General features: G+C 71.0%; 9 protein-coding genes. 2 read left to right on the top strand and 7 right to left on the bottom strand.

Going from position 1 to position 10,741, the window contains the following annotated elements; genetic code table 11:
* Nucleotides 1–183: 183 nt before the first annotated feature.
* From MFF01_RS06735 to ygfZ, 5 genes are all read right to left on the bottom strand, one after another.
* Entirely contained in the window at nt 184–480 is a 297-nt protein-coding gene (locus tag MFF01_RS06735) for an exodeoxyribonuclease VII small subunit (RefSeq protein WP_238223268.1), read from the bottom strand.
* Nucleotides 481–685: 205 nt separating this feature from the next.
* On the bottom strand, nt 686–1,198 hold the full coding sequence (locus MFF01_RS06730) for a tyrosine phosphatase family protein (protein WP_238223266.1): 513 nt from the start codon (nt 1,196–1,198) through the stop codon (nt 686–688).
* Nucleotides 1,198–1,761, bottom strand: a complete 564-nt coding sequence (locus MFF01_RS06725; protein WP_238223277.1) for an HD domain-containing protein — start codon at nt 1,759–1,761, stop codon at nt 1,198–1,200. The genes MFF01_RS06730 and MFF01_RS06725 overlap by 1 nt, the downstream gene beginning before the upstream one ends.
* Before the next feature lie 23 nt (nt 1,762–1,784).
* Nucleotides 1,785–2,405 carry a DNA-3-methyladenine glycosylase I gene (locus tag MFF01_RS06720; RefSeq protein WP_238223264.1) on the bottom strand — a complete coding sequence of 207 codons (621 nt, stop codon included), beginning with the start codon at nt 2,403–2,405 and terminating at the stop codon, nt 1,785–1,787.
* 46 nt (nt 2,406–2,451) lie between these two features.
* Nucleotides 2,452–3,300, bottom strand: a complete 849-nt coding sequence (ygfZ, locus tag MFF01_RS06715; RefSeq protein WP_238223262.1) for a CAF17-like 4Fe-4S cluster assembly/insertion protein YgfZ — start codon at nt 3,298–3,300, stop codon at nt 2,452–2,454.
* Nucleotides 3,301–3,387: 87 nt separating this feature from the next.
* Here ygfZ and MFF01_RS06710 point away from each other — a divergent pair, with 87 nt between their 5' ends.
* Nucleotides 3,388–4,728 (top strand): dihydroorotase, encoded by a 1,341-nt coding sequence (locus tag MFF01_RS06710; protein ID WP_238223260.1) that lies wholly within the window; start codon nt 3,388–3,390, stop codon nt 4,726–4,728.
* 120 nt (nt 4,729–4,848) lie between these two features.
* On the opposite strand, the gene MFF01_RS06705 is transcribed toward MFF01_RS06710, so the two are convergent.
* Entirely contained in the window at nt 4,849–8,928 is a 4,080-nt protein-coding gene (locus MFF01_RS06705) for a Pls/PosA family non-ribosomal peptide synthetase (RefSeq protein WP_238223257.1), read from the bottom strand.
* 185 nt (nt 8,929–9,113) lie between these two features.
* A complete protein-coding gene (locus tag MFF01_RS06700; protein WP_238223254.1) occupies nt 9,114–9,713 on the bottom strand; it encodes a histidine phosphatase family protein in 600 nt (199 codons plus the stop codon).
* 103 nt (nt 9,714–9,816) lie between these two features.
* Between MFF01_RS06700 and MFF01_RS06695 the strand changes: the two genes are divergently transcribed.
* Nucleotides 9,817–10,722 carry a polyphosphate kinase 2 family protein gene (locus MFF01_RS06695; RefSeq protein WP_238223252.1) on the top strand — a complete coding sequence of 302 codons (906 nt, stop codon included), beginning with the start codon at nt 9,817–9,819 and terminating at the stop codon, nt 10,720–10,722.
* The last annotated feature ends 19 nt before the right edge of the window (nt 10,723–10,741 follow it).

Below are 10,741 nucleotides of genomic sequence, written 5' to 3'. Positions count from 1 at the left end.
GGCCCGAAGGGCGGACGTCTCGGACAGACCGTCCAGAATCGAGGTTTCTTGCTGTGACACCGAACAGACCTCACGCCCGGAGGAAGGATATGCGCGCAAGAGCTTGCGGCGCTTGATTGTTCTTACCCAGCACGCGGACGCCGAGGACGTCCGTCGCCGCCGGTGCGCACCCCGAGCGCATGCCTAGTCCACGTCGAGGGGCGCCGTGCCGGCGGCCTTGCCGTCGGCACCGAGGGTGATCTTCTGAATGCGGGCCTCGGCCCGCTGGAGCAGCGCGTCGCAATGGCGCTTGAGGGCCTCGCCGCGCTCGTAGATCGCCACGGATTCGTCGAGGGGCACGTCGCCCTTCTCGAGGCTGCGCACGATGCCTTCGAGCTGGTCGAGGGCCTGCTCGAACGGCAGGTCCCGGATCGAAGCCAGATCCTGTTCGGCGGCGCCAGCATCGGTCGACGCCGGAACGGCGGAGCGTGCTGAAGTCATTCCAGTCTACCCTTCATCGTGCCGGTCTAAGCCCGGCCCTGTCCCCGCGACAACCCCACCGGCCTGAGGACAACGTGCCAACGGGTTGATTCGCCCACGGGGGCGTCGTTTCGGCCACACCTATCGGCATGAGCGATCGGATCAGAAATCCATCGCAAGATACTTTCACAATTCAACGAAATGGATTTGTCGGGTCCGATCCGCGTCACGCCAGGGCGAGACTGAACGGCGTGCCCTCGAAGGCATCTGCGCCGCGTCCGATCCGGGCGATGGCGGTGCTCATGCGTCCGTCCCGGCCGAGCATCCGGTCGGCGATGGCGACGAACAGGGGGTTGGGCGTGGCGCTCGGCGCGGCCGCCCGCAGGGCGTCGGCGACGGCGCCCTCGTCGCGCTCGGGCGCCAGGGCGCAGGCGGCGATGTAGGCGGCGGCCGTGGAGCGGCTGATGCCGGCATAGCAGTGGATCACCAGGGGGTGCTCCCGATCCCAGGCGGCGACGAAATCGAGGATGCGGCCGATATGGCTCTCGTCGGGCAGGACGTGTCCGTCCAGGGGAGCGGCGATGTCGCTGACCTCGACGACGCAGTGGCGGCCTTGCCGGATGGACTCGGGCCGGGCAATCGCGGTGCCGGCCTTCATCAGGGTCATGACGTGGCGCGCGTCCGTCTCCGCCAGGGTCTCGGGCAGGCGCGACAGGGGGCAGACGTGGAGGGTCGGCATCAGGTCTCCGGCGTGAGGGCGTGGAAGCGGGCGTGAAAGCGGGCCTGCGCCGTGTCCGCCGCCCATGGCACGAGGAGAGCGGCGGCTCCGTCCGGGAGCGGGACGGGGTCGCCGAAGATCTCCGTGGCCTCGTCGGGCGTGAAGCCCGCGAGGTGGATCGCTTCCCAATAGGCTGCGATCCCGTCTGCGCGCTTGATCAGGTCGACCTCCTCCGGCGCCGGCGCCGGCAGGTCGAAACGGGCGCGGATGGCGGCGAGCAGGCGGCGCTCCACCGTCTTGTACGAATCGCCGATGGCCGCCTTGAACGGCGAGATGAGGTCGCCGATCACGTATTCGGGCGCGTCGTGCAGGAGGAGTTCGAGGCGTGCGGCCGGGCGCAGGCCGGGTTCCAGGCCGGCGCCGATGGCCTCCACCAGGAGAGAGTGCTGGGCGACGCAGAACACGTGCGGCCCCGCCGTCTGCCCGTTCCAGCGGGCGACGCGGGCGAGCCCATGGGCGATGTCGGCGATCTCGATGTCCCGGGGCGACGGGTCGAGGAGGTCGAGGCGCCTCCCTGAGAGCATGCGCTGCCAGGCGCGCGGGCCGCTCACAGGCTTCCTCCCAGGGCGGCACAGGGCGCGTGGCGGTGGCAGCCGACGAGGTGGTCGTTGACGAGGCCCACCGCCTGCATGAAGGCGTGGACGATCGTCGGGCCGCAAAAGGCGAAGCCCTCGGCCCTGAGCGCCTTGGACATCCGCCGCGACACCTCGGTCTCGGTGGCGATGCCGGCCCGCTCCGCCGCCCGGCCCTGGATCGGCCTGCCCTCGACGAAATCCCACAGGAACCGCGAAAAGCCGGGGCCGCGCTCCTCAATGGCGAGGAAGGCCCGTGCGCCCGCGATGGTGCCGACGATCTTGGCGCGGTTGCGGATGATGCCGGTGTCGCCCATCAGTCGCGCGACGTCGGCGTCGGTGAAGCGCGCGATGGCTTCCGGATCGAAGCCGTTGAACGCGCGTCGAAATCCCTCGCGCCGGCGCAGGATCGTGATCCAGGACAAGCCGGCCTGGAACCCGTCGAGGATGAGTTTTTCGTAGAGCGCCCGGCCGTCGCGCTCCGGCACGCCCCATTCGGTGTCGTGATAGGCGACGTAGACGGGGTCGAGGCCGGCCCACCAGCAGCGGGCACAGCCGTCGGGATGGTGGATCAGGCCGGAGGATTCGGAGGGCATGGCCCTGTCTTAACCGGAGAACGGGCCAGGAACAAACACGCCCGTGTCACCCGGCCTGCATCACCTCGGGAAAGGCGAAGGTGGCAAAGCCCGGCTTCTCCACGCCGATCCGCGCGGCACCCGTCCGTAGGGGCTCGCCCGTGGCGAGCGCGTCGGCGAGACGGTCGAGGCGCAGGAGAGCGAGGCCGCGCGTACCCACGACGCTGCCGACGGTGCCAAGGCCGCGCTGGCCGGCGGTGATCTCGGCGCCCGTCTCCAACGTGCCCTCGACGGCGACCACCGGCACGATCCGGGTGCGGGCCGTGCCCCGGTGCTGCATGCGCGACACCACCTCCTGGCCGACGTAGCAGCCCTTGTGAAAATCGACGCCGCCGAGCTGGTCGAACAGGGCTTCGTGCGGGAAGGCGTCCCCGATGGCATAGTCGCGCCCCCCCTCGGGGATGCCGAGCGTGATGCGGTGGGCGTGGTAATCGGCCTCCGTGGCATCGGCGGAGAACGCACCCTGCCCGGCGTAAAGGCGGCTGCCGAGGGCGGCGAGGCGGCCATCCGTCACCGATTCCAGGTCCATCGCCGTCCCGGCCCCGTCCCAGGCGGCGGCGACGGCGATCGTCGGATCGAGGGCCAGCGCCACCTTGGCGCGCAGGCGGTAGAGGGTGAGACGCTTCACGAGGTCGGGGGCACGCGTCGCTTCGGTGTCGAGGCGGTAGCCACCCTCGATGCGGGAGAGGAGAAATTCGAACAGCACCTTGCCCTGGGGGGTGAGCAGGGCGCCCAGCCGCGCTTCCCCCGGCTCCAGGGTCTCGACGTTGCAGGTCACGACGCCCTGGAGCAGGCCCGTGGCGTCCTCGCCCGTGACGGTGACGACGGCGCGGTCGGGCAGGAGGGCGATGGGCATGGCGGCTCCGGGAATGTCCGTGGCGTTGCACACCACTGGCGCCTGACATAAGCCGCCGCCACCCGCGTCTCAATGTGGAGCCCCCTGATGGACCAGCCCTTCGACCTCGTGCTCTCCGGCGGCACGATCGTGAATCAGGACGGCGAACACCGGGCCGATCTCGGCATCCGGGGCGGGCGTATTGCCGCCATCGGCGACCTGTCGCGGGCCGACGCCATGGAAAGGCGCGACTGCGCCGGCCTCCACCTCCTGCCCGGCGTCATCGACAGCCAGGTACATTTCCGCGAGCCCGGCCTCGACCACAAGGAGGATCTGGAATCGGGGTCGCGCGCGGCCGTCATGGGCGGCGTCACGACGGTGTTCGAGATGCCGAACACCAACCCGCTCACCACCAGCGCCGAGGCGCTCGCCGACAAGGTCGCCCGCGCGCATCACCGCATGCATTGCGATTTCGCGTTCTGGGTCGGCGGCACCCACGAGAACGCCCACCAAGTGGCCGAGCTGGAGCGCCTGCCGGGGGCGGCGGGCATCAAGGTGTTCGTGGGCTCCTCCACGGGTTCGCTGCTGGTGGAGGACGATGCCGGCGTCACCGAAATCCTGAAGCGCACCCAGCGCCGGGCCGCCTTCCACGCCGAAGACGAGCCGATGCTGCGGGCCCAGGTGAACCGGCAGGTGCCGGGCGATCCCGCCTCGCACCCGGTCTGGCGCTCGCCGGAAGCCGCGCTCAAGGCGACGGAGCGCCTCGTGCGGATCGCCCGCGCCACGGGGGCTCGCATCCACATCCTGCACATCTCCACGAAGGAGGAGATGGTGTTCTTGGGCGGCGCCAAGGACGTGGCCACCTGCGAGGTGACGCCGCACCATCTCACCCTCGACGGGGGGGAAGCCTATGCGCGGCTGGGCACCCTCGTGCAGATGAATCCGCCCGTGCGCGACGCGAGCCACCGCGACGGTATCTGGCACGGGCTCTCCCAGGGGGTCGCCGACGTGCTCGGCTCCGACCACGCACCGCACCTCCTGTCGGAGAAGGCGAAGCCCTATCCGGCCTCGCCCTCGGGGATGACCGGGGTGCAGACCTTGGTGCCGATCATGCTCGACCACGTGGCGGCCGGGCGCCTGTCGCTGGCCCGCTTCGTCGATCTCACCAGTGCCGGCCCCAAGCGCCTGTTCGGGATCAGCCGCAAGGGGCGCCTCGCGGTCGGCTACGACGCCGACGTGACTGTGGTCGATCTCAAGCGCCGCGAGACCATCCGCAACGAGTGGATCGCCTCGAAATGCGGCTGGACGCCCTATGACGGCGTCACCGTCACGGGCTGGCCCGTCGGCACCCTCGTGCGCGGCGCGCCCGTGATGTGGCAGGGCGAACTCACCGCCCCGTCGCGGGGCGAGGCCGTGGTGTTCGAGGAGACCCTGGCGCCGCAGGGGTAAGACCTATGCCGGTCGAGCGCTCCGCAGCGTGTGGCTAGGACAGTGCTCCCTCTCCTTTCAGGAGAGGGGACCCGCGTGTCCCGCGCGATCTACGCAAGCCTTCTTGGGAACGGTCCGCCCTCACGCCGCCTTCGGCGCGTGCACCACCGGCACCGCCGGGGCGCCCTCCCACTCGGAATGGGGCGGGATCGACTCGCCCTTCATCACGATGGTGAGCGGGCGCAGGCGGGCATAGGCACCGACCTTGGTGTCGTACAGAACCGTCGAGAAGGCGCCGACCGACACGCCCTCGCCGACCACCACCCGGCCGACCTTCATGATCCGGTCCTCGTAGAGGTGGGTCTGGAGGGCCGAGGTGCGGTTGATGGTGGCGTAGTCGCCGATGGTGACGCAGTCGAACTCCGTGATGTCGGTGGTGAGCATGCACACCCCCTTGCCGACCTTCACGCCCAGCAGCCGCAGCATCCAGGGCAAGAACGGGGTGCCGACGAGGTGCTCGAGGAGCACCTTGCCCGCGAGGCCCCAGTACAGCACCGCCACGGCCTCCGTGCGCATGGCCCACCACGACCACATCGGCCGCATGCCGGGCTTGTAGACGCCCATGAGCAGCCATTTCACCGCGATGACGGTGAAGGACTGGATGAACGCGATGGCGACGCTGACGGCGACGAAGGAGAGGGCCAGCCCGCCCCAATCCTGGGCCAGGATGGCGGGGTAGAAGTACCAGTCGATGGCGGTGATCGCGAGGGTGATGAACAGCATCGGCGAGAACGAGGTCGAGAACGCCTCGAACACGCCGCGCCGGATCTTCGGGCCGAGCCCCGGCTCGTAGGTCTGGAGGTCGGAGCCGAGATCGACCCGCTGGCGGGCCGGCAGCTTGATCGGCGGCGAGCCGAACCAGGTGTCGCCCGGCGCCATGAGGTCGTTGGCCGGGGGCTTCGACTTGATGCCGATGAGCACGTCGTCGGGGATCACGGCGCCTGGGGGCACCACGGCGTCGTTGCCGACGAAGACGCGCGCACCCGTGTGGACCTCGTGCAGGTGCATCCAGCCGCGCCGGATCTCCTCTTCGCCCAGCACCACCTCGTCGGCGACGAAGTTGCGGGCGCCGATGTCGGCGAGGTCGTGACGGCTGCCGAGGTTGGTCGAGATCTCGGCACCCTGGCCCATGCGGGCGCCCATGAGGCGGTACCACGCCCGCATGTAGATCGTGGCGAACAGCGACGACAGGGTCTCCAGCGTCACCTCGGCGGCCAGCGCCACCGTCCACTTGCGCAGGTAGAACCCGCTGTGGATCGAATGGGTGCCGGTGGTCGCGCGCGGCAGGATCACCCAGCGGATGCCGGCGATGAGGAACACCGTCCCGGCGGTCATCAGCATGGCGGTGGGCCAGGTCAGCAGCGGCAGGTACCAGTGGTAGTCGATGTCGGTGAAGTCGGAGAGCGAGTCGCTGAGCTGGTCGAAGATGTAGAAGGCCGGGAAGATCGGCAGCAGGCCGATGGCCGGGATCGCCGCCAGCAGGAAAGTGTAGAGGGCGCCGAAGGCGAGGCGCCGCCGGGGCGAGGCGGTGGCGGGCGTAGGCAGAAGGGCCGGATCGGCGGTGCCGACCCGCCGGCCCGGCGAGCCGTCCCAGATCTCGGCCCGGCCCACCGCCGTGCCGGTGGGAATGGTGGTGAGGTCGCCGATCTCGGCATGGTCGCCGATGGTCGTGTCGGGGCCGATGACGCAGGAGGCACCGATGGCAACATCCGCCCCGATGGTGACGGGGCCGATGACGAGTTCGTCGCCCACCACCTCGGCGTTGGCGATGACGAGGCGCCCGCCGAGCGACGCGCCGGCCCCGACGGTGAGGAGGTCGGGCGCACCGACTTCGATGTCGGAGACGAGGGTGTCGTCGCCGATCCTGGCACCGAGCAGGCGCAGGTAGAACACGATGGCCGGCGAGCCCTGGAGCCACTTGATGTGCACCAGCGGCGTCAGGCGCTGAGCGAGCCACCAGCGGTAATAATAGACGCCCCAGAGCGGGTAGCGCCCCGGTTTCGTCCGCCCGAGGATCAGCCACTTCGCCGCCACCGCGATGGCGGCCGTGACGGCGTTGATGCCGATATAGACGAGGAGCAGCACGGCGAGTTCGCCGAAGAAGCCGAGCCCGCCGCCCGTGAGCAGCAGGTAGGTCACGAAGATGCCGAGCCATTGCGCCGTGGCCAGCGCGATGACGAAGGGCAGGGCGGCGGCCTGGGCCAAGCCGCAGAGGAAGCGCCGCTTCAAGGAGGGCGGGGCGAAGCTGAGGTCGCGCACGGCCATCTCGGTGCCGGCGCCCCCCGTGCGTTCGATGAGGGCCTCGGCCATGGCCCGCAGGGTGCGCCGTCCGTAGACGTCCTGCAGGGTGATGGCGGCAAGCGCCGGCACCTCGCGCACGGCCCCGACGAAGCGGGCGGCGAGGAGGGAGTGGCCGCCGAGATCGGCGAAGAAGTCGCCCTCCAGGGGGAAGGCCTGGTTGCCGAACACCTGGGCGGCGGCGGCCAGCAGCGCCGCCTCGGTCTCGTTCCGCGGCGGCTCCTGCTCGCCCGTGGTGTCGGCCACCGTGAGGGTGGCAGCGCGCAGGGCCTTGCGGTCGACCTTGCCGGAGGTGAGGCGCGGCAGCACTTGCGTCACCTCGAAATGCCCCGGCACCATGTAGGGCGGCATCTGCTCCGACAGGGTGTGGCGCAGGCGCGCCTTGTCGATCTCCGTGCCGCGCTCGGGCACGAGGAAGGCGACGAGGCGGTCGACCCCGTCGTCCTGGCGCAGGACCACCGCCGCTTGGTTGATGCCCGGCAGCACCCCGATGCGCGATTCGATCTCCCCGAGCTCGACCCGGAAGCCGCGGATCTTCACCTGATCGTCGATGCGGCCGTGGAACAGGATGTTGCCGGCGGCATCGAGGGAGACCGCATCGCCGGAGCGGTAGAGCACCGGATCGGTCCCGTCCGAGGCAAACGGGTTGGCGATGAATTTCTCCGCCGTCAGCTCGGGACGCTGGAGGTAGCCCTTCGCGACGCCGGGTCCGCCGATCAGCAGCTCGCCCTGTTGGCCGACCCCGAGGAGTTCGAGGGACTCGCCCGCGACGTAGACGGAATAGTTCGGGATCGGGCCGCCGATGGTGACGGGCACGCCGGGCCGCATGGCAGCTGCGGTGGCCACCACCGTCGCCTCCGTCGGCCCGTAGGTGTTGAACAGGGCGCGCCCCTCCGTGGCCCAGCGGGCAACGAGGGGTTCGGGCAGGGTCTCGCCGCCGAGCAGCACGAGGCGCACGGTGGGCAGGTCCCCGGAGATCATGGCGAGGAGGGTCGGCACCGTGTCGAGCACCGTGACGCGGGCCCGCGCCAGGATGCCCGGCAGGGCCTCGACGTCGCCCATCATCGCGGGGGAGGCCACGAACAGGGTCGCGCCGACGAGGTAGGGGACCCAGATCTCCTCCATGGAGAGATCGAAGGCGACGCTCGCCCCCTGGAACACCACGTCGTCGGCGCGCATGCCGTAGAGGGCGTTCCCGGAGCGCAGGAAGTGGCAGATGTTGGCGTGGCTGATGACGATGCCCTTGGGCACCCCCGTCGAGCCCGAGGTGTAGATGAGGTAGGCCGGGTGCCCGGGCGTCAGCCCCAGGGCACGCGGATCGGGCCGGGGCGCGTCCGCCGGGGTCGCCGCCAGGAGGGCGTCCACCGTGAGGGCGGGGGCCGCGTCCGGCGCCCCGGGCGCGAGGGCCGGCGAGACGAGGAGGGCCTTGGCGGCGGCGTCGGTGAGGCACACGGCGACGCGGTCGGTCGGCGCCTCTGCGTCGAAGGGCAGCCAGGCGGCGCCCGACAGGGTGATGCCGATCTGGGCCACGAGGAGGTCGGGCCCCCGCGCCATCCAGAGGCCGACCACGTCGCCGGGGCCGATGCCGCGATGCGCCAGGCCCCGCGCGATGGTGCCGGCCCGGGCCTCGACCTCGGCGTAGGTCAGGGCCGGATGGGTGCCGTCGGGGTTTGTGCGTGACCCGTCGACGAGGGCCGGATGGTCGGGCCGGGTGGCGGCGCTGGCGGAAAAGATCTCGCCCAGGACTTCGTCGCGCACGAGATCGGGGCGGACCTCCCCGCGCAGGACGGCTTTTCCGGACAGGGCGGACGGGCGCGCGAGCCCATCCACCGGGGGCCGGGTCGTCTCGGCGAGACTGGTCATCCACTGCTCCGCTGCCGATCCCCGGCCCGCTGCCGCAGCGAGCCTCGGATGCGCTTCGTTCTGGCCGGGTAAGGCGCCCGGATCACGCCGGAATCGCGGCGATCCTCGAATTTCGACAGCCCTCTAGCATGTTTGCGCGCTCAGGAACCGGGCGTGATGCGAGGCCGCATCGTGCCGCGGCCGCGTCAGGCCCAGCGCCAGCTTTGGCCCTCGAGGACGAGGACGCCGCCCTGGCGGATGCCCATGCGTGGCGCCTCGCGGATGCCGAGGCAGCCCCGGATCACCAGGATCGCCCGGGCGACACCCCCGTGCGCGACGATGCAGGCCGGGCCGTCGAGGGCAGCGAGCGAGGGGGCCACCCGCTTCACGAGCATGGCGTAGCTCTCGGCTCCCTCGCCCGGCGGCCGGTAGCCCCAGCGGTCGCGGTCGCGCGCCGCCGCCCGGGCCGCGTCCCGGCGCCGGATCTCGGCCCAGGTCGAGCCCTCCCAGGCGCCGAAGCTGATCTCCTTCAGGCGCGGGTCGGTGCGGTAGGCCTCCGGCGCGAGGTCGAGGCGGGCGCGCAGGGCCTCCATGGTCCGGCGGGTGCGGGCCAGCGGGCTCGCGACGAAGTCGAGGCTGGACAGATCCGCGCCCGCCGCTCGCGCCAGGCGCCCGGCGGCCTCGTCGGCTTGGCGCAGGCCCTCGGCGTTGAGGGCGATGTCGCGCTGGCCCTGAAGGCGGCCTTCCGCGTTCCAGTCGGTCTGGCCATGGCGGACGACGTACAGGGTCGGGATCACGCGGGGCATCTCCGCGTGTTCTCCGCAAGGGCCATGCCGGAACGGCCCCGCTTGCGGATCGTTGTGGGTTTCAAGACCTGGCGCGCCCCGATCGCAGCGAACGAATTTCCATATGTCGCACAAGCACATCAAGCGCGCATCCGACAAGTCCGACGCCACGGTGGCCGAGGCGGGCGCGTCCCGCAAGCCGCGCGGGGGGCGGAACCCTGACGCCATCCCGGGCCTCGTCACCGTGGTGCCGGGCCGGGCGTTCGATCTCGCGGAGGTCGAGACGCGGGCCGATGGCGGCCTCGACAAGGCGGCCGCCGGCCCCGCCCTCGCCGAAGCCCGCGCGCGCATCGCCGCCCTGCAGGAGCGGCTCTACGCCGAGCATCGCCGCAGCCTCCTGGTGGTGTTCCAGGCCATCGACACCGGCGGCAAGGACGGCACCATCCGGGCGGTGTTCGAGGGCGTGAACCCGCAGGGGTGCCGGGTCTGGCCGTTCAAGGTCCCGAGCGCGGAGGAGGCCGACCACGATTTCCTCTGGCGCTACCACGCCAAGACGCCGGGACGCGGCATGATCGGCGTGTTCAACCGCAGCCACTACGAGGACGTGCTGGTGGTACGGGTGAAGGACCTCGTGCCCGAACCGGTGTGGCGGGCGCGCTACGACCAGATCAACGCGTTCGAGGCGATGCTCACGGCGTCGGGCACCACGATCCTGAAGTTCTTCCTCCACATCTCGAAGGCCGAGCAGAAGGAGCGCCTCGAAGCCCGCATCGCCACCCCGGAGAAGCACTGGAAGTTCGATGCCGCCGACCTCGTGGAACGCGAATCCTGGGACGCCTATCAGGCCGCCTTCGCCGAGGCCTTGACCCGGTGCTCGACGCCGCAAGCCCCGTGGCACGTCGTCCCGGCCGACCGGAAGTGGTACCGCAACCTCCTCGTCGCCCGCGCCATCGCCGACACCCTGGAGGCCATGGACCCGCGCTTCCCGGAGGCGCAGCCGGGCGTGGCGGGGACGATCGTGCCGGGGTGACGCCGACGCTCCTCGGTTC

The sequence above is a fragment of the Methylobacterium adhaesivum genome (assembly GCF_022179065.1).
In the GTDB taxonomy this organism is placed as follows: Bacteria; Pseudomonadota; Alphaproteobacteria; order Rhizobiales; family Beijerinckiaceae; genus Methylobacterium; species Methylobacterium adhaesivum.
The sequence above is the reverse complement of the archived record's forward strand: the minus strand, read 5'-3'. Positions and strand labels throughout refer to the sequence as shown.